This window comes from Allobosea sp. GW822-FHT05A11 (genome assembly GCF_058800455.1).
Window position 1 is genome coordinate 516,615 of record NZ_JBXAMI010000005.1, and the last position, 17,939, is coordinate 534,553.

Genomic DNA, 17,939 nt, shown 5'->3' on the forward strand with positions numbered 1-17,939 from the left:
TATAATTTATATCCCGTCCATCTGGTATAGTAATAGGGTCGTCCTGCTGTCAAGACCGTGCCATTCGGCCGGTCGGGCGAAGCCTATGGGCGGCGCCCAGAGCCCCGCTGGACCCAGGGAGACGCCTTCGCGCCTGTCGGACGTCGCCTGCCGTCGATCAGAGAGCCGGAACCCAGGCTTGGCACTGCCTGTATGTCTCGTGCGCCCTGTTCACGGCATCCCAGTTCAACTCGAACCCGTAGCCTGGCTTCCTGCTGACCGGCAGGAAGCCCCTCGAGGGCTTCAGGCTCGGAGACTGGATGAGGTCCTCGGCGAGCAACTGCCACATGATCTGATTGGCATCGTCGAGATTCGAGACCGTAGCACCGACCTGGTTTGCCATGCAGGTCGTGATGCCGGTCTCGAAGATTCCATGGATGTTGATGCGGACATTGGCCGCAGCAGCGATGCCGGCGGCCTGACGCCATCTCAGGGCGCCGCAGGTCTCATGCAATCCGAGCACGATCGACTGAACGGCATGACTGCTGCACAGCGCAAAGACCTCCTCAGGTAGATACACGCTCTGGTCGGCAGCCATCGGCATGCCGCCCCCCTGCAGGCGCCTGAAGCCATCAGGTCCTGTCGTGCCCGGAATCGGCTGCTCCATGATTTCGATATCGAAGGGCTTCAGCCGCTCCATCATCGTGATCGCCTGCAGCGTGTCCCAGGCCTCGTTCGCGTCCAGCCGAAGGCGAACATGCGGCGCGGCCTCCCGGACGGCCTTCACGATTGCCAGGTCCAGATCGTTGCCTCGCCCCACCTTCACATAGAGGACGGGGTAGCCCTCCTTGACCAACTCGTCGGCGTGGTTGCGAAGTTCATTGGGGGTGTCCCCCTGAACGAAGCCGAAATATCCGACCTCGTCGCGCACCGCGCCCCCCAGGACGTTGCAGACGGGCTGCCCCGTCGCCTTGCCGATGACATCCCACGCCGCGAGTTCGATGCCGGACATCGTGCGCGAGAACATCCGGTACTGGCTCCCCATGCCGCGCGCCTTGAAGCCGGTCATGAAGTAGTTCCAGATCAGCTTGTTGGTGTCGTAAACCGACTTTCCGATGAAGTGCGGAATTGCGTCACGCAGGATCGCGAGCATGGGTTCGATGGTCGGGCCGACGCCGGACTCCGCGATCCCGGTGACACCGTCTTCCGTCTCGATCTCGATCAGCACGATCGGGGAGGACAGCGTCACGCCATCAGCCCAATGGTAGTCGTTCTTGAAATGGCAAAGGAGCGGCGTGGTGCGGATATCCCTGATCTTCATCTTGGCTCTCTCGGATTCACCCCTCAGCGGCGCGCTGACAGGATGCGTGGGTTATTGCCAGGTGCGCGTTGGACCCAGGCAGGGAAGACACGCTTCAGAAGGAGCCTTCGACCAACCAGGCTGCCTGAGCCCAAGCCGTCCGCGAGCTCGCGGGAGCACTCGTTCGCATCGGGGGCGCCCAGAATTTAAACCGACCATTTGGTACAGTAAATTGACAGGGGCTTCCGCTGTCAATGAGGAAGCGCCCGTTTTCGCCACTCTCTACAGCGCAACGGAAATCGGCCGCGCGGGCCGGAAATGCTTCATTTCGAACGTGAGGGGCCGCGGCCGGGGTATGGGTGTGGCTTCCGAGCGCGAGGCCGCGCGCTAGCATTATCGTCGCGCTGCGCAAAGTGCTCACCGCCTGCCACGAAATCACCGTCCTGAAGCCGACGAGGCAGTCCACGGGAGCGCCTGGCGGAGAGGGCGGAGACGGGGCGCATCAAGAAATCGTCGCCGTCTCTGTTCGACGCCCAAGGTATCGGGCACGGCAAGGCCGGCATTCACGCCGCAGAGAGGGGCGCTGCGTGAATGCACTGTGTCGAGGGCTGGGCGGCAGAAGCGGCGTTGTCGATCAGGGTCGCGCAAACGCGGCACCACGATCCGTCAGCTTGGCCGGAACATCCTGACGCCAGATTCGTGTTGGCGTCGCCGGTCGGGAGATCAGTCGAGCGAGCTCAGCCGATAGCGCCTTTCAGCGCGCCCACCGTCGCACGGGCACCCTTGGCAATGAACACCGCATCGCCGCCGACGGTGACCAAGCCGAAGCCAATGTCGAGCATCCGGGCGGCATAGGCCGGGTCCATCGTGTGGATGGCCGCGAACCGGCCCCGCTTGCGCGTCTCTTCCACGATCCGGCGATAGATCGAAAGAAGCTCGGGATTGTCGGTGTCGAAGACCGGAGGCAGGCCGAGAGAGAAAGCAAGATCGGTTGGGCCGACATAAACGCCGTCCACGCCCGGTACGTCGAGAATGGATTCCAGTGAGTCGACCGCCTCGGAGGTCTCTATCATCGGCAGCGCCAGCACCTCGTCGTTGGCGAAGGCCTGATAGGGCTGCGTCTCGGCATAGCCGGCCGCCCGGTTCGGGCCGTTCGAGCGTCGCCCGGCTGGCGGATAGCGGCAGGCGGAAACGAATGCGCTCGCGTCCTCGGCGCTGTTGACCATCGGGCAGATGACGCCCCAGGCGCCGGCATCGAGCGCCTTGCCGATGATGCCCGGCTCGTTGGTGGGCACACGCACCATCGGGGTCAGGGGGAAGCCCGAGATCGCCTGAAAGCACTGCACCATGCTGGCATAGTCCTGCACGCCATGCTGCATGTCGACGGTCAGGCTGTGCCAACCGTGGCGCGCCATGATCTCGGCGGAATAGCCGCTGGGCAATGACAACCAGCCATTGATGGAGCGCTGGCCGGCGGCGAGCCTGGAGCGAAGAGCGTTGCGCATGATCTGTCCGGAGTTCGATACGGTTTGTCGTAAAAGGTCTTTGGCAGCGGGAACCCGGCTATTTGTCCTGCGTCGTACCGTCCAATGCAGTCTCGATCTGGGCGCCGTCAGCGAGAGCCAGCAGGATAGTCTCGATCTTCACGCGCTCCTCCGCGGTGAAGGGCGAGCGACCGGCGAGCTCCATGAACCAGAGCCCCTCGGTTGCGAGGTAGACCACCGCCGTCCGGTTGAAACCTGCGCCGCTGCTCATCTCGTCGAAGCGAGCGCGACGGTATTTTTTACCCTGCTCAGCGTCCCACAGGCCTGACACCATCATCTTGGCGCTGACGTTGTCGGATTTGGACGAGTTGCGCAGGGAGGCGATGGTATTGCCTTTGAGCTCCCGTGCTGGACTTGCGGGAAGCGCCTCGATCGCCGACTGGCGAGCGGCGCGGTAGCGCGCGATCAGCTGCTCGGTAATCTCCTGGAAGAGCGCTTCCTTGGAAGGAAAATGGTAGAGCAGACCGCCCTTGGAAGCGCCCGTCCGCTCGGCAAGGGCCTCGTAGGTCAGCGCCTGGACGCCGCCCTCCGCGACCAGATCCAGAGCCGCATCGAGCAGAGCCGCCTTCATGCTGGGGCGACCGCGCTTCTTCGTGGGCTGTTCGGCGACGAAGCTCATCGGCTTGGCTTTACGACCGGGCATGCGCACTCAAGGATTGTTTCATCGAATCGTCGGATTCCGGCACGAGCTGGTCAGATAGCCTGGCACGAGATGGGGCCATGCTGCCAGCCCAACGGCGCGCTAGGTCTCCAGAGCGCGTCGATAGAGTTCAGCGTCGACATTCGAGCCGGAGGCCACAACCGCGACAGTGCGCCCGGCCACCGGCACGCGGCCGAACATGGCGGCGGCAAGCGCAGCCGCCCCCCCAGGTTCGACGACGATGCGGAATTCCTCGAAGGCAAATCGCATGGCCTGCATCACCTCGTCATCGCTGACGCTGACGGCGCCACGGACATGGCGCAGTGCGATGGAGAAGGTCAGGTCACCCATCGTGCGCGCGGTCAGGGCATCGCAGATCGAACTGTGGCCCGGCTCGTTCGCGAGCCGCTCACGGGCGGCAAGACCGCGGGCGAGATCATCGAAGCCCGCTGGCTCGACGCCCCATATCTCCGTCTGCGGCGACAGGGCATGTGCCGCGATGGCGCAACCGGCCAGCAATCCGCCGCCAGAGCAGCCTATCAGCATGGCATCGGGCTCGGGAGCCCTCATCTCAGCGGCCTGCTCGACGACTTCCATCGCCAGCGTTCCCGCTCCGGCAATGATGCGGCGGTCCTCGAAGGGCGAGACCATGGTCATGCCGCGTTCGGCCGCGATCGACTGACACAGGCTCTTGGCATCGACGGCGCGCCAATCGATCAGCCGAACCTCGGCGCCCCAGCCGCGGGCGCGCTCGACTTTCGCGGCGGGCGCCGTTTCAGGCATGATGACCAGCGCCGGGATGCCCAGGCGCGAAGCTGCCCAGGAGACCGCCTGCCCGTGATTGCCGGAGGAGTAGGCGACCACGCCCCTGGCACGATTTGCTGTCGGAAGGCCTGCGATGAAGTTCAACGCGCCGCGCGCCTTGAAGCTGCCGGTCCGCTGCAAGCCTTCAGCCTTCAGCAGCAGGCGCCCTCCAAGCATGCGGTTGACCCTTTCGCTTTCGAAGAGGGGAGTGCGCACCAGCTGGCCGCCGGCATTGGCCGCGGCGTCGCGGATTTCGGTGAATTCGGGCGGCTGAAGATAAAAGTCGCGAGCCGCGTCGAAAGTCTGGTTCATGAGGCAATTACCTAACCCTGCACACTGGCCGGGCGTCCTTCGTCGTTGAAGCGTGCAATCTAAGGAATCTGCCTTCCAGCCACCAAGCCAAGCAGCAAATAATATACCGTACATACGGTTTTGAAAGCGCTGCGTCAAACGGCGCGCGGGGCTGCCGATAAATTTGTGGAGGCAGGAGTGGACGTTAAATGTGCGGCCTTTGGCTGCAAAGTGTTTGCCTGCTTGCGCCGCGACTTCACCGGTTCAGGCAGAAAGCCGGAAAAATTACATTTCAATCGTTCTCAGCGAGCCGGAGACGCCAGAGGCAGGTCAGAATGCGATGCGCCATGACCGGACATTGAGTCACTGCCCGGAAGCAGACATTTCGGGGGCTACGTTGAATTCTCATGCTTGGTTCGCTGATGACTTTCGGAGCGGCTGCTTCCGGTTGCGCCGCTTTCGAGCGGGAGCGCCCTCAAGACCAGACTGGATCGCGCATGCGCATGCCGATCGCATGCGCATGCTGTGCGACACGCGCGGCAATCTGATCCTGCACACCACTGTCGGCCGCAATTGTCGGGAATGACAGGCAGAGCCCCATGATCTCGTTGCGGCCAGGATCGGCGATTGCGGCCCCGATTGAAGAAATGCCCGGAGTGATCAGGCTGGAAGAGCGCGCAATTCTGTTCTTCCGGATTGCGGCGAACTCCGCCTTGACCTCCTGATCGCTCATCATGGCGCGCAGGCCCAGCTTTCCCTGTGCATCGAGCTGCGCCAGGGCGCGATCGTCGTCCAGGCGCGCCAGAATGGCCCGGCCGATAATCGAATCGAAGGCTGGCTTCCGCTCGGCAACGGCTCCGGTGTGCTGCAACGCATAGGTGCCCTGCTGGGCGACCAGCAGCACGCGCTCGTGACCTGACACGATTCCTGCATGCCCGGTGAAACCGAATTCACGAACGAGATCGTCGATTGCGACGCGAACGAGATCGAGCAGGCTGTGACGAGCGAGATAGAGGGCGGCTAGATCCAGGGCGCGGCCCCCGACGACATAGCCTAGGTCACGCTCCTCGCGCTCCAGAAGACCCGCTTCCGACAGTGCCTTCAGAAGCCGGGAAACCGAGGCTTTGGGCATGTCGAGCTCGCGGCAGACTTCTCCGACACGGAGAACGTTCCGTTCTTCATTGAGGAGCGAGAGGATGCGCAATCCGTTTTCGAGCGAGCTCATGTATGTTCCATATGCGATAACGCTGTTGACATATATGGTACGTCAGGCTCTCTTATAGCAGCAGCGAGAAGCCGCTGCACGATAGCAACGAGAGCGCGCAGCAGATGATGATCGGCACCGCCAAGCCTGCCAAAGGGCAGATCACCAAGGGCCATGTTGAGCTGGGCTCCTACCCCGACGGCCCGATCTATTCCCCGGTGCTGATTGCCGAGGGCCAGAAGGAGGGCCCGACGCTCTGGCTGCAGGCCTGCATCCACGGCCCCGAAGTGGTCGGCCCTCTCTCGATCCAGCGCTTTCTGAAGACGGTCGATCTCAGCCAGCTTTCCGGGCGGGTCGTCTGCCTGATGCTCGCAAATCCGCTCGGCTTCCGGGGCTACAACCGCCTGACCCCCCAGGACGGCTACAATCTCAACCGCGTTTTCCCCGGCGACCGTCAGGGCCATCACACTTACCAACTGGCCCATCGGCTGCTTGAGCTTTCGCTCGCAAACTCGGACGCGATGCTGGATCTGCATTCCGGCGGCGACCTCACCATCACCTGCCATTATACGTTGTTCCACAACAACGGCACGGCGGAGGGCACGGAGTCCGAGCGGCTCGGGCGCGCCTGCGGCGCCCCGAATGTCTGGAATTCGCTGGAGGAGGGCCTCTCGGGCTGCCACTTCACCCATTATACCAAGAGCGGCAAGCCCTCGCTGATCGTCGAGAGTGGCGGTGGCGCGCGGGTCACGGCAGAAGATCTCGACCGTCTGACGCTCGCTATCTTCAATGTCTGCAAGGCGCGTGGCATGCTGCCAGGCGAGCCGATCGTGCCGGCGCAGTTCCGCCTCGGCGGCGATGCGATCCATCACAAAGCCACCCATGGTGGCCTGTTCATCCCCAAGGTCGGCCCGGGGGATGATGTCGTGAAGGGCCAGCATCTCGCCGATATCGTCGATCTCTTCGGCGACGTGGTGGAGGAGGTTCACTGCCCGGTCGAGAAGGCCTGGGTCGGGTCGATCCGCCGCCCGCACATGCCGATCTACAATGGCGATCAGGTTTTCGAGTTGGTCGGCACCAAGGGGTACGACGCGGCCTGAAACCGCAGCTGAACTCGGTAACATGGCCGGGTTTCGATACCCGGCCCAACAACAGGGGACCATCATGGGTATCAGCCACATCAACCGCCGCCAGGCGATGGCAGCGCTTGCCGCCTCCGCCGCTCTCCCATGGATGCCGGGCGCCGCACAGGCGCAGTCGTTCGCCGGCCGCAAGCTCGTGAGTTCGGGCTTCGGCGGGTCGACCATGGACATCATCCAGGCAGCTGTCTTCACGCCCTTCGACAAGGAAAGCGGGGCGTCCACGACCCAGGTGCCGATGCAGTCGGCCGCTGCCCTCGCCCGAATGAAGGCGGAGGCCGGCAATCCTCAGATCGACATGTTCCAGTTCTCCGGCGGCCAGGAGGCCTTCGCCAAGAGCGAGGGGCTGAGCCAGCCCTTGGCCGGCGTCTCCCGCCTTGGGCAGATTCCGGCCGCATTGAAGGATCCCGACGGGCACTGGGTAACGTGGGCCGTCATCGCCGAGGGCATCGTCTACAACAAGGATAAGATCAAGACGCCGCCGACGAGCTACAAGGATTTCCTGAAGCCCGAGTACAAGGGGCATATCGCCTTCCCGGCGATCACCAACGGCTACGGCGTCGACTTCCTCGTCATGCTCGCCAAGGCCTTCGGCGGCAGCGAAGACAATATCGAGCCCGGCTTCGAGGCGATGAAGAAGATCAAGGGCGAGACGATCTTCAAGGCGGCCTCCGATCTGCCGACCCTGTTCGGGCAGGGCGACATCTGGATCATGCCCTATGACACCGGCAACACCTTCAAGCTGCAGCAGGCCGGCCTGCCGGTGGCTTTCGTCACGCCGCAGGAAGGTAGCCCTGCCGTCAACATCACCGCCTGCGTCGCCAAGGGTACCAAGAACGCGGATGTCGCCGGGGCAGCCATCGATGCAATGCTGAAGCCGGAAGCGCAGATCGAGATCGCGCGGACGATGCGCTGGACCGCATCCAATCCCGACACCAAGCTGCCTGCGGATCTGGCGGCTGAGGTTCCCGCCGTTGACAAGCTTGCCCAGCTCGATCGTGACAAGATCAATGCCAAGCGCGCCGGCTGGATCGAGCGCTGGAATCGCGAGATCGCAAGGTGACGACCGCCGTTACAGGCTCGGGCGCGGCGCGTTTCGCGCCCGTCTTGCTCTTCGCTCCCTGCGCGTTCGTCTACGCAGTCTTCTTCATCTGGCCGCAGGCATCGCTACTGGCGATGAGCGCCACCGAGAAGGTCGGCTTCTCATTCGCGCAATATGAGCGCTTCATTTTCGACTCCTATTATTGGGAAATGCTGGGCCGCACGCTCTGGCTGGGTTTCGCCGTCACAGCGATCACCCTCCTCCTAGGCGTCCCGACAGCGTATCTGCTGGCACGATCGCAATCGCGCTGGGCTAGTTTTCTCCTGCTGCTGACGACTTTTCCGCTGCTGGTCAGCGCCGTCGTACGCTCATTCGGCTGGATGGTGCTGTTCTTTCGCGACGGGCTGCTCAGCCGGACCTTGCTTGCGCTCGGGATCGTCAATCAGCCGGTGCAGACCATGTACACGATGACGGGCGTCATCATTGCCCTCGCGCAGGTCCTGCTGCCGCTGATGATCCTGACCCTGCACGGAGTGTTCAAATCGATCGATCGCGATCTCGAATACGCCGCGATGAGCCTGGGCGCGCGCCCGAGCGTCGCCCTCGGCCTCGTCACCTTCCGGCTCGCAAGCGGGGGCATCGTAGCGGGCTCGCTTCTCGTCTTCTCCCTGGCGATCAGCGCCTTCGCGACACCGAGCCTGGTCGGCGGTGCCCGTGCAAACGTCATGGCGACCGCAATCTACGAGCAGGCCGTCGAATTGCTGGACTGGCCGTTCGCAGCTGCTCTAGCGACTATCCTGCTCGTCGTCGTGCTGGCGGTGTCGCTGGCCTATGGAGCCTTACTTGAAGGCCGCGGCGAAAAGGAGCCATCGCGATGACGATATCGCTGCGTTCTCCGCTCGGCATCGCCATGCTGGTTCTGACGGTCCTGGCCTTCGGATACCTTCTGCTTCCCATCCTCGTCGTCGTTGCCGCGCCGCTGGGAGATACGGGCTATCTGGCTTTTCCTCCGCAGGGACTGACGCTGAAATGGTACGCTGCGGCGCTGCACGACACCCGCTATCTCACGGCGCTCCTGGCCAGCCTGCGCATTGCGGTGATCAGCGCATTCATCGCCTGCACATTGGGGGTGTCCGCAGCTTATGCGCTGACGCGCTTCGACTTTCCGGGCCGGCGGCTGCTGGAAGCGGTCTTCCTGTCGCCGCTGATCCTGCCCACGCTCGTGCTTGCCGTCGGGTTGACGCTGTTCTTCACCCGCACCGGGCTTCTGGCTGGTCCGTGGAAGCTCGTCGCCGGGCATGTCATCGTCTGCACGCCCTATGTGCTGCGCGTCTCTCTGCCGGTGCTGCGTCGCTTCGACCGCAGCCTTGAAGAAGCCGCTCGAAATCTCGGGGCTTCGCCGGTCACCGCCTTCTTCCTCGTGGTCCTGCCGGTCGTCCGGCCAGGCATCATCGCCGGAACGGTTCTCGCCTTCATCACCTCCTTCGACGAGGTTGTGCTTGCGCTGTTCCTGGCTGAGCCAGGCGCTCCGACGCTACCCGTGACGATCTACTCCGCAGTGCAGCTCGGCTTCGAGCCCTCGGTTGCAGCGGTCTCCGGCCTGCTCGTGCTCGCCACGCTCGGCTTCATGCTTCTCTATCATTTGTCGAGCTCCCTTGGGCGCTCCCGGAACTGACCATGGACATCGAGATCAATCACCTGCGCAAGACCTATGGTTCCGCGGTCGCGGTCGCCGACCTGAGCGCGAAGGTTCCGCAGGGCCAGATGCTGGCTTTGCTGGGCCCCTCGGGCTGCGGAAAGACCACGACCTTGCGGATGGTCGCCGGCTTCATCGAGCCGACCTCCGGGTCGATTCGGGCCGGCGGCTCCGATATCACCCGCATGCCGGCCCATAAGCGCGATACCGGGCTGGTGTTCCAGAATTACGCGCTGTTTCCCCATATGAGTGCGGCCGAGAACATCGCCTTTGGGCTGCGCCGGCGCGGCGTGGCGCGAGCGGAACGCGACCAGCGGGTCGGCGTGATGCTCGACAAGCTCAAGCTCTCCGGCCTCGCGGATCGCCTTCCGCGCCAGCTCTCCGGCGGTCAGCAGCAGCGGGTCGCGGTGGCGCGCGCGCTCGTGATCAACCCCTCGATCCTGCTGCTCGACGAGCCCTTCTCCAATCTCGACGCCAAGCTGCGCGAAAGCACCGGCCTGGAAATGTCGCGGCTGCAGCGCGAATTCGGTCTAACGTCGATCTTCGTGACCCATGATCAGACTGAAGCGATGAGCATCGCTGATACGATCGCGGTCATGAAGGATGGCGAGCTCCAGCAACTCGGCAGCGCGAGCGAAATCTACGAAAAGCCGGCGAACCGCTTCGTCGCTGACTTTATCGGCCGGGCGAACTTCCTCCCCGGCCATATCGCCGGCCGGAACGAGACGCATGTATCGATTGCCCTTGCCGCCGGCATCACAGTCGAGCTGCAAGCCGACACCGTTGTCGGCTCGCTCGGGGAGGAAGGGGAGGTTCTGCTTCGTCCTGAAGCCGTTTCGGTCACGGATGCCGGCCAGGCCTCCACGCTCAAGGCAACGGTCGAGCAGATTTCCTATCAAGGCTCCATCGCCAATCTGCATGGCACACTAACTGACGGAAGTGCGATCGTTGCCTGCGTCCCGCCGGATACGCTCCGCGGCTTGGCTCCGGGCGATGCCATGAGCCTTGTGATTAGGGCGAATGCACTGCGCTGGTTCGGTCGACGCCAACAAGTCTAGCGCGATCAGACAGCTGATACGCGCTCGAACTGCCGCCAACGAGTGGAGCGATTACTCGATCGCGCGGCTGTCGTCCGGAGCGGCCTCTGTGCGCCACATTTGCGGAAGTTGGCGCCTTGCCCATAAGCAGACACTTGCGGAGGAATGAGGATCGCCAGGTGTCGGTCCTTGGCAAACTGGGGACGTCTCCTTCCTGGCATAGTGCCTCGCCTGGAAGTCGCTGTGTGTTTCTCTCAGTGTTTTCCCAGTCGAAGCCACAAACCCTTACAAGAGCGCGAGGGCATCGCACACAGGTCTGCTAGGATGGCCGCAAGTGGTGAATGGGAGTTATCCGGTTCATGCCGATGTGCAGCTTAATTGGCAGGCGGGTAATCTCTAGGTCATAGATCGCCTGCGCCCTGACGACAGCCTGCGGCGTCCGACACGATCGCCCGACAACTCGACGAGAAACAGGACTTATCTAGGCGATCATAACCTATACAAGCTGCCTAACAGCGGTGTCCGTGCGCATACGGAGCTAATCTGCGAGGATCGATGGTGCGTCGACAGACCAGTTGATCGCGACGCGGTCGCCGGTCGTTGGCGCAAAGTGCTGAGCGGCATGGCCGGTGTCGGCCAACAGATCGGTTCCGTCATCCGTCCGCATTTCGTACCGCACGCTGGCGCCCATGTAGCTCCGCGATACGACCGTCGCCAACAGTTCGTCGCGACCGCCTCTCGGTGCCGAGACGCCGAGCTTTTCGTATCGGAGCGCGAACAGAACCGATTGTCCCGGTTGGATCGATGCGGGTACTCGGCATGGCAGAGATGCCGTCCTTGTCGTCACCATACCCACGCGATCGGGCCCAACCGAGTGAACCACTCCCTCGAGGAAGTTGGAGTGGCCCATGAACTGCGCGACGAACCGGGAGTTCGGGCGCTCGTACACCTCTTCGGGCGTGCCGATCTGCATGATGCGGCCATGGCCCATCACCGCGATGCGATCGGACATCGTCATCGCCTCGGTCTGGTCATGGGTGACGAAGATGAAGGTCCGTCCGGTTTCGCGGTGAAGCCGTTTCAGCTCGTCCTGCATCTGTAGCCGCAGTTGCAGGTCGAGAGCGCCGAGCGGCTCGTCGAGAAGCAGGACATCGGGCTCGTTGACAAGGGCGCGGGCCATCGCGATGCGCTGCTTCTGGCCGCCCGACAGGGCATCGATTCTGCGCCCGCCCATGTCGGACAGGCGCACCAGGGCCAGCGCCTCCTCGACCTTCCCGGCGATAGCCTTGGCGTCGAGCTTCTTCATCTCCAGCCCGAAGCCGATGTTTTCCGCCACGGTCATGTGCGGAAAGAGCGCCAGATGCTGGAAGATCATGTTGGTGCGTCGCCGGTATGGCGGGTCTCCGATGACGCTGCGGCCGCTGATGGCGATGTCGCCGGAGGTCGGGGTTTCGAAACCGCCGATCATTCTCAGCAGGGTCGTCTTGCCGCAGCCGGACGATCCGAGCAGGGAGAAGAACTCGCCCTGGCGGATGTCGAGATCTGTCTCCTGCAGGACCTTGACCTGGCCAAACGACTTCGAAACGGCGCGAATGGAGACAGCACAAGGACGCGCCACCCTATCGGCCTGGCTCACGTTTTCATCCATCAGGTCCACCCGCCTAGCCACCGCTACCATTTTGCCATCCCATCGTTACGCATAGAGAACTTCGGAAGCGGCGCCCGCTAGAACAGGATGTGCTTCTTGAAAGCCTGGTGCGTGACCTTCCCCTCGAAATGCGGAAAGCGTCCGGCGTCCTCACGCGCCCGGATGCGTGCCTCTGACGCCAGGGCGGCATTGAGCGCCTCTACGGAGTCGAAGGTGAACTCGCCGAGCATGAAGGAGGTGCCGGGATTGATCTTGAGCGGATCATGCCAGCCGTCGACCGGCAGGTGGACGATCGCGGACCGGATACCGGGATAGGCCTTCATGAAGCTGCCGTGGGTGTTCATGTAATAGTCGATGAAGCGCTCCGGCTCATTGGACTGTCCCTCGTAGCGGACGAAGTAACCGATCGACATGCCGTTCTCCCTTGTCGGCGGCCGGCAGCTGCGGCCGGCGATTAAGCTTGATGGTCTCCGGCCGGTTTAGGCCGGAGGGATGCCCGTGCAGACGGGCGTCGCGTTGCGCGAGGCTCAGGCGCTCTTCACGCGGTTCCAGCCTTCGATCCATTTCGCGATCGCGGGCGGGAAGCCGAGGCCGTGATGCTTGGTCGAGCCATCGAGCACGCCGTAGCCAAAGCGCTTTCGCTCCTCGGGGGTAAAGTCCTGGCTGCCAAGATTCGACGTCGAGAGGTAGCCGGAAACTTTCGTCACCTGCGACGCGTAATCCTTACCGAGCATAGCGTTGATTACAGCCTGCGAGGCTTCGAGATTCTTCGAATCGCGGGGCACGAACGCGGAGTGGGCGAAGGAGAGCACGCCCTCCTTGGGCCAGGCATTGGTGATCTTGAAACCCTTGCGCTGGAGCTCGGCGCGGACTGGAATCGGCCCATAGAGGCAGGCCACTTCACCAGTTGCCAGCAGATTCGTACCCTGGGCGAAGGTCGACCAGATCGTACGAATATTCTTCTTGCGCGAGATCAGGAACTTGACAACCTCATCGAGGTCCTTGCCGTTCAGATCCTCGGGCTTCGGGTTTCCCAGGTGCAGGCCGGCCGCCATGATCATCTGATGGGCGGCATCGTACCAGGCGATGCGTCCGGCATATTTGTCCTCGAACAGAGGCGCCCAGGACTGTGTGAAGGGATCGTTCTCGGGCATCTGCTCGGTGTTGTAGATCACCGAGTCGAAGCCCCAGAAAACCGGCACCATGAACACCTTGCCGTCGCGATCCGCGACGTCCTTCTTGAAGGCGTCGGCGACCTGCCCGAAGTTCGGCATCTTCGCCGTGTCGAGGGGCAGAACGAGCTCGCTTCCCGGCTTCGGCCCCATGATCGGCTTGCGGACGAAATCCGATCCCGCGATCAGAAGGTCATAGCGACCCGTGCCGCCGGGAGCGGTGAGGCGGGAAACGACATCGGTGGTCGACTGCCAGGGTGCATCGTTGATCTTGCCCCCCGAGGCGCTTTCGAGCACGCCGCGAAGAGGGCCGCTGATGGCGGCGTTGACCATGACGACGTCGATCGAGGCGGCTGCGTTCGCCGCCGCGCCCCACAGGCCGAGGCTCGCCGCGGCACCGGCGCTGGCGCTGTGTTTGAGAAAGGTTCGGCGGTTCAAGCCGGACGATGCGGAGTTGAGTTTCGACATGTTTTCCCCTCGTTCAGTTCTTGTTGGGCTTTCGAAAGCGGTGCCGCGCCGGCCCGGCGTCATTTCTCCTTCGGCGTGAGCGCGAAGCCGATCAGCGATACGCTGACCGAAACGGCCATGATCACGACGCCGACGGCAGGCAGGAATGGTGCCATCTGGTCGATGATCAGGGTCCAGAGATGGACGGGGATCGTGCGCTGCGTGCCAATGACGAGGAAGGTGCGCACGAACTCGTCGAAGGAGAGCGTGAAGGCGAAAAGGAAGGTGGCGACAATGCCGGGGCGGACGATCGGCAGCAGTACCCGGCGGAAGACGACGATCGGCGTGGCACCGAGATCCATCGCCGCTTCCTCGAGCCCGCGATCGAAGCCGTGCAGCCGCGGAAAGATCGTGAGGAACGCGAAGGGAAGGGCCCAGGTGATGTGGACCATCAGAGCCGTGGTCCACAGCCCGAACGGGATTTCCAGATAGCCGAAGAAGATCAGGAACACCGCGCTTCCGACGATGCCCGGGATCAGGATCGGCAAGAGCACGATCTTCATCAGCAGGCCCTTGAGCGGGAACTCGCGCCGGAAGCCCATCGCCATCATGAGTGCGATCGCGGTGGCGAGGCCCGCGCTGACGAAGCCGAGCGCAAAGCTGTTGGCCAGCGCGCGAATGAGCTCGGGCGTTGTCAGGACGTATTCGTACCAGCGCAGGGTGGTGCCCTTGAAGGGCAGGCCGATCACCTCGGAATCGTTGACCGACAAGACGAGAAGGAGCCCGATCGGCGCATACAGGAACAGGAAGAACAGGGCGGCGTAAGCGTAAAGCAGCCCCTTGCGGAGGTTCTCGGCGCGCGGCCAGGCGAAGGACGCCAGAGGCCGAACTTCGGTTTCGAGAGTGGCGTTGCTCATCAGTGCTGCCCTCCCACGAAGATCTCTTCCATCTTGGCTTTGCGGCCGACCAGGAACATTCCGGCCAGGACGACGAGCACCAGCACGACCGACAAAGCAGCCCCGAGCGGCCAGTTGTTCGTGTTCAGGTACTGGGCGGCGATGATGTTGCCGAACATGACGCCGGCGGTTCCGCCGAGGAGCTGCGGCGTGACATAGGCTCCGCAAGCCAGCAGGAAGACCATTACGCTGCCCGACAGGACGCCGGGCATGCTCAGCGGCAGGACGACGCGCCTGAAGGTGTTGAGCGGACCTGCGCCAAGATCGGCCGCAGCTTCGATCAAGCGCCTGTCGAGCCGATCGAGCGACAGGTAGATCGGCAGGATCATGAAAAGCGAATAGACGTAGATGAGCCCGAGATGGACCGTGCCTTCGGAAAAGAGCAGGGCATTGATCGGCTCGTCGATGATCCCGATCTTCATGAGCAGCGTGTTGACCAAGCCGTTGCGCCCCAGCATCGGTAGCCACAGGAACGTGCGCACGACATAGCTCGACCAGAACGGCATGAAGAGCAGCAAAAGGCAGATCGCTTTGCTGCGGCCGCTCAAGCCGGCCAGAAAATACGCGACAGGATAGGAAAACAGCAGCGTCAGGGTCGTTGTAATCAGGGCCATCCGGATCGTCTTGGCCAGGATGGTCAGATAGACGCTGTCGGAGAAGATGGTCGCGTAATTGTCGAGGGTGAACTCGGTCGACAGTCCGAAGATGGTTGTCGACCAGAACGACATGACGACCAGAAAGCCCAGGGGCAGCACGGCGAAGGTCAGCAGCCAGATGGCGCCGGGAAGGGCGAGCAGTGCCTGCCGCGACCCAGGAACGGCTGACGACCTCATGTCCATTGTTCCTCGGCGCCCGGCCCTCGCTTGATGACGAAGTGCGGGAAGGCCCGCTCGAAAAGCCTGGCGCCAGCAGGGTTCAGATCATTCTGAGCAGCAACAACGCGCATGTTCCGCCACGATCCCCGGTACGGGGCGCGGTGCGAAACCCGGCGCCCACATCTTGGACCAAAGGATAGGCGGAGATATTTTGATAATTCAATGATGATGTTTTTTCATCAGACGATAACAGAATGATATCGATTTGACGGGAGGAGCTGAGGAATGTTCACCACGGATCTGCAATCACGCCTGAAGGTCCAGCACCTCATGGTGCTCGCGAATGTCGGCCGTTACCGCAATGCTCACCGAACGGCGCAGGAGATGGGGCTGAGCCAGCCCGCAATCAGCAAGATCATCCGCGAGGTCGAGGAGATTTTCGCGGTCCAGCTCTTCGAGCGCGGCCGCAGCGGCATGCATCCCAATGGTATCGGCGAGGCCCTGGTCGCGCGCGCCGTCGCGCTCTTGAACGATCTGGCTCATACCCGGGCGGAGATCGAGGCGATCACGGCCGGGGAGATCGGGCATTTGCGGCTCGGTGCGATCGCGTTCCTCTCGCCGACGCTCATCCCACGCACGCTGAAGCAGTTCGCGAGCGAAAAGGTCTCGCTCACGCTCGACATTCACGAGGGCACGACCCAGGCTCTCGTCAGCCAGCTTCTGCAACGGGAGCTGGATTGTGTGATCGGCCGATACGTCTCGGAACATGAGCACGCATTGGACCAGCAGATCCTCTATTATCAGCGCTTCACTGTCGTGGTGAACGGCAGCCATCCGACGCTTGGACGAAGCGATCAGGTCGCACTTTCCGAGACGACGGGGTTCGGGTGGATTGTCCCACCATCCCGAACGGCCGCGCGGCAGGCTCTGAGTGCCCTCTTCATGCAATCCGGATTGACGCCCCCGCGCGTTCAGGTCGAAAGCTCGTCCTTGGAGATCATCAAAGCCTTCCTGCTCGACAGCGACCTGATCGGAATTCTGCCGACCGAGATCGCCCGGCATTTCGTTGCCGAGGCGGGGCTGCGCGTCTTGCCATTCCCGATCGAGTATCAGCCCGCTCCGGTGACCCTAATCCGGCGTCGCGGCGAGCAGAGCGCTCCTTCGATCGAGCGCTTCAGTCGCACGGTGACCGATGTGGCAGCCCGGTTGGCCAGCGAAGCTGGGGACCATGTGATCGAATAGTTTATCGATCCTGTTTTGTTATCGATAGATGAGAAAACATCATCGTTGAATTATCATAATCACTGAATCATCCTCGCGGCCGTTGGCACTGGCCGGAGGAAAACAGTTGTCGAACGTCGCACCAGACGACGCTGCCCGGGAAGAAACAGAGACTGCGCCTTGGCTCTGTCGGGTCGATTCCATCAATTTCGTCACCAGCGAGGATCGGGCGCGCGTCATATTGAGCGGCTCCCATGGCGGCCTCTATTCGGCTTTCAAGGGGCTGAGCGTTCGGCCCCGCGGACTAGTTCTCAATGATGCGGGGCGGGGCCTCAATGACGCCGGGATCGCCGCCTTGGCGGAAGGCGACAGGTCCGGGGTCGCCGTCGTCACGATCGGCCATGACAGCGCACGAATTGGCGATGCGGGCGACATGGCTCGCCGAGGCATCGTCAGCCACGCGAACCACGCGGCCCGGGCTGCAGGGATTGCGCCGGGGCTGACATGCATCGAAGCGGTGCGCCGTTTGTCCCGGCTTGCGCCGGAACAGACGCCGCTCCAGGTCGTCCAGGAGCATCGCAACGAGATTTCCTGTGCCGCCGGCACTGAGCGGGTGATCTGCATCGATTCCGCCTCGCTGATCGAAGAGAGAGACCGCGGCCGTGTTGTCGTGACGGGGTCGCATGGCGGCTTGATCGGCGGCCACCCTTCCAAGGCGATCAATGTCGACGCCCGCTTTCTCGCTTTCAATGATGCCGGCTGCGGGTGCGAGGATGCCGGCCTCGGCCGCCTGCAGCCCTTGGACCTGCGCGGGATTGCCGCCGTCACCGTCGGCCATGAAAGCGCGGAGATCGGCAATGCGCTTTCTACCCTTCAGCGCGGCGTGGTTTCGCATGCCAACGTCGCCGCGCGCCGTCTTGGCGTCGCTGTCGGGATGCCTCTGCGCCAGTTCCTGGAGTGCTGGCTAGGCGGCTCCTTGGAGCCTTCAGGCTGCACCTAAGCTC

The 17,939-nt window shown here is 62.9% G+C and carries 17 protein-coding genes and 1 pseudogene; 8 read left to right on the forward strand and 10 right to left on the reverse strand.

From position 1 onward, the window contains the following. Positions 1–157 precede the first annotated feature (157 nt). From AC1RLU_RS19480 to AC1RLU_RS19500, 5 genes are all read right to left on the reverse strand, one after another. Positions 158–1,300, reverse strand: a complete 1,143-nt coding sequence (locus AC1RLU_RS19480; protein WP_492797593.1) for a mandelate racemase/muconate lactonizing enzyme family protein — start codon at positions 1,298–1,300, stop codon at positions 158–160. A gap of 716 nt (positions 1,301–2,016) precedes the next feature. Further along, a complete protein-coding gene (locus AC1RLU_RS19485; RefSeq protein WP_492797594.1) occupies positions 2,017–2,784 on the reverse strand; it encodes an HpcH/HpaI aldolase family protein in 768 nt (255 codons plus the stop codon). Positions 2,785–2,842: 58 nt separating this feature from the next. Further along, entirely contained in the window at positions 2,843–3,466 is a 624-nt protein-coding gene (locus AC1RLU_RS19490; protein ID WP_492797596.1) for a TetR/AcrR family transcriptional regulator, read from the reverse strand. Positions 3,467–3,565: 99 nt separating this feature from the next. Next, a complete protein-coding gene (locus tag AC1RLU_RS19495) occupies positions 3,566–4,717 on the reverse strand; it encodes a threonine ammonia-lyase (RefSeq protein ID WP_492797598.1) in 1,152 nt (383 codons plus the stop codon). Between the two features lie 316 nt (positions 4,718–5,033). After that, entirely contained in the window at positions 5,034–5,783 is a 750-nt protein-coding gene (locus AC1RLU_RS19500) for an IclR family transcriptional regulator (RefSeq protein ID WP_492797600.1), read from the reverse strand. A gap of 104 nt (positions 5,784–5,887) precedes the next feature. Between AC1RLU_RS19500 and AC1RLU_RS19505 the strand changes: the two genes are divergently transcribed. The 5 genes from AC1RLU_RS19505 (at position 5,888) to AC1RLU_RS19525 (ending at position 10,697) form a co-directional block, all read left to right on the forward strand. After that, on the forward strand, positions 5,888–6,862 hold the full coding sequence (locus AC1RLU_RS19505) for a succinylglutamate desuccinylase/aspartoacylase family protein (RefSeq protein ID WP_492797601.1): 975 nt from the start codon (positions 5,888–5,890) through the stop codon (positions 6,860–6,862). A 64-nt stretch (positions 6,863–6,926) separates the two neighbouring features. Then, positions 6,927–7,964, forward strand: coding sequence for an extracellular solute-binding protein (locus tag AC1RLU_RS19510; RefSeq protein ID WP_492797603.1), 1,038 nt, complete (start codon positions 6,927–6,929; stop codon positions 7,962–7,964). 44 nt (positions 7,965–8,008) lie between these two features. After that, positions 8,009–8,821: an ABC transporter permease gene (locus tag AC1RLU_RS19515; RefSeq protein ID WP_492797605.1), complete on the forward strand. Its 813-nt coding sequence runs from the start codon at positions 8,009–8,011 to the stop codon at positions 8,819–8,821. Further along, positions 8,818–9,618, forward strand: a complete 801-nt coding sequence (locus tag AC1RLU_RS19520) for an ABC transporter permease (protein WP_492797607.1) — start codon at positions 8,818–8,820, stop codon at positions 9,616–9,618. Before AC1RLU_RS19515 ends, AC1RLU_RS19520 begins: the two co-directional genes overlap by 4 nt. Positions 9,619–9,620: 2 nt before the next feature. Then, entirely contained in the window at positions 9,621–10,697 is a 1,077-nt protein-coding gene (locus tag AC1RLU_RS19525; protein WP_492797609.1) for an ABC transporter ATP-binding protein, read from the forward strand. A gap of 517 nt (positions 10,698–11,214) precedes the next feature. On the opposite strand, the gene AC1RLU_RS19530 is transcribed toward AC1RLU_RS19525, so the two are convergent. The 5 genes from AC1RLU_RS19530 to AC1RLU_RS19550 form a co-directional block, all read right to left on the reverse strand. Next, entirely contained in the window at positions 11,215–12,324 is a 1,110-nt protein-coding gene (locus tag AC1RLU_RS19530) for an ABC transporter ATP-binding protein (protein WP_492797681.1), read from the reverse strand. Between the two features lie 77 nt (positions 12,325–12,401). Next, on the reverse strand, positions 12,402–12,737 hold the full coding sequence (locus AC1RLU_RS19535; RefSeq protein ID WP_492797610.1) for an EthD family reductase: 336 nt from the start codon (positions 12,735–12,737) through the stop codon (positions 12,402–12,404). Positions 12,738–12,851: 114 nt separating this feature from the next. Next, the gene (locus AC1RLU_RS19540) at positions 12,852–14,027 is read right to left on the reverse strand and encodes an ABC transporter substrate-binding protein (RefSeq protein ID WP_492797612.1); all 1,176 of its coding nucleotides are present in this window, start codon (positions 14,025–14,027) and stop codon (positions 12,852–12,854) included. After that, positions 14,024–14,860, reverse strand: coding sequence for an ABC transporter permease (locus AC1RLU_RS19545; protein ID WP_492797614.1), 837 nt, complete (start codon positions 14,858–14,860; stop codon positions 14,024–14,026). Before AC1RLU_RS19545 ends, AC1RLU_RS19540 begins: the two co-directional genes overlap by 4 nt. Further along, positions 14,860–15,732: an ABC transporter permease gene (locus AC1RLU_RS19550; RefSeq protein WP_492797615.1), complete on the reverse strand. Its 873-nt coding sequence runs from the start codon at positions 15,730–15,732 to the stop codon at positions 14,860–14,862. The genes AC1RLU_RS19545 and AC1RLU_RS19550 overlap by 1 nt, the downstream gene beginning before the upstream one ends. Before the next feature lie 312 nt (positions 15,733–16,044). Between AC1RLU_RS19550 and AC1RLU_RS19555 the strand changes: the two are divergent. From AC1RLU_RS19555 to AC1RLU_RS19565, 3 genes and pseudogenes are all read left to right on the forward strand, one after another. Continuing rightward, positions 16,045–16,149, forward strand: a pseudogene (locus AC1RLU_RS19555) (LysR family transcriptional regulator); the annotation flags it as partial. 90 nt (positions 16,150–16,239) lie between these two features. Beyond that, positions 16,240–16,956, forward strand: coding sequence for a LysR substrate-binding domain-containing protein (locus AC1RLU_RS19560; RefSeq protein ID WP_492797683.1), 717 nt, complete (start codon positions 16,240–16,242; stop codon positions 16,954–16,956). Positions 16,957–17,062: 106 nt separating this feature from the next. Continuing rightward, on the forward strand, positions 17,063–17,935 hold the full coding sequence (locus AC1RLU_RS19565) for a hypothetical protein (RefSeq protein ID WP_492797688.1): 873 nt from the start codon (positions 17,063–17,065) through the stop codon (positions 17,933–17,935). The last annotated feature ends 4 nt before the right edge of the window (positions 17,936–17,939 follow it).

What these genes read in the sequence shown, in the direction of transcription:
- AC1RLU_RS19510 (WP_492797603.1), top strand. Translation starts at nt 6,927, where the DNA reads ATGGGTATCAGCCACATCAACCGCCGCCAGGCGATGGCAGCGCTTGCC.
- AC1RLU_RS19545 (WP_492797614.1), bottom strand. Translation starts at nt 14,860, where the DNA reads ATGAGCAACGCCACTCTCGAAACCGAAGTTCGGCCTCTGGCGTCCTTC.
- AC1RLU_RS19535 (WP_492797610.1), bottom strand. Translation starts at nt 12,737, where the DNA reads ATGTCGATCGGTTACTTCGTCCGCTACGAGGGACAGTCCAATGAGCCG.
- AC1RLU_RS19500 (WP_492797600.1), bottom strand. Translation starts at nt 5,783, where the DNA reads ATGAGCTCGCTCGAAAACGGATTGCGCATCCTCTCGCTCCTCAATGAA.
- AC1RLU_RS19530 (WP_492797681.1), bottom strand. Translation starts at nt 12,324, where the DNA reads ATGGATGAAAACGTGAGCCAGGCCGATAGGGTGGCGCGTCCTTGTGCT.
- AC1RLU_RS19480 (WP_492797593.1), bottom strand. Translation starts at nt 1,300, where the DNA reads ATGAAGATCAGGGATATCCGCACCACGCCGCTCCTTTGCCATTTCAAG.
- AC1RLU_RS19520 (WP_492797607.1), top strand. Translation starts at nt 8,818, where the DNA reads ATGACGATATCGCTGCGTTCTCCGCTCGGCATCGCCATGCTGGTTCTG.
- AC1RLU_RS19540 (WP_492797612.1), bottom strand. Translation starts at nt 14,027, where the DNA reads ATGACGCCGGGCCGGCGCGGCACCGCTTTCGAAAGCCCAACAAGAACT.
- AC1RLU_RS19490 (WP_492797596.1), bottom strand. Translation starts at nt 3,466, where the DNA reads ATGCCCGGTCGTAAAGCCAAGCCGATGAGCTTCGTCGCCGAACAGCCC.
- AC1RLU_RS19485 (WP_492797594.1), bottom strand. Translation starts at nt 2,784, where the DNA reads ATGCGCAACGCTCTTCGCTCCAGGCTCGCCGCCGGCCAGCGCTCCATC.
- AC1RLU_RS19505 (WP_492797601.1), top strand. Translation starts at nt 5,888, where the DNA reads ATGATGATCGGCACCGCCAAGCCTGCCAAAGGGCAGATCACCAAGGGC.
- AC1RLU_RS19525 (WP_492797609.1), top strand. Translation starts at nt 9,621, where the DNA reads ATGGACATCGAGATCAATCACCTGCGCAAGACCTATGGTTCCGCGGTC.
- AC1RLU_RS19550 (WP_492797615.1), bottom strand. Translation starts at nt 15,732, where the DNA reads ATGAGGTCGTCAGCCGTTCCTGGGTCGCGGCAGGCACTGCTCGCCCTT.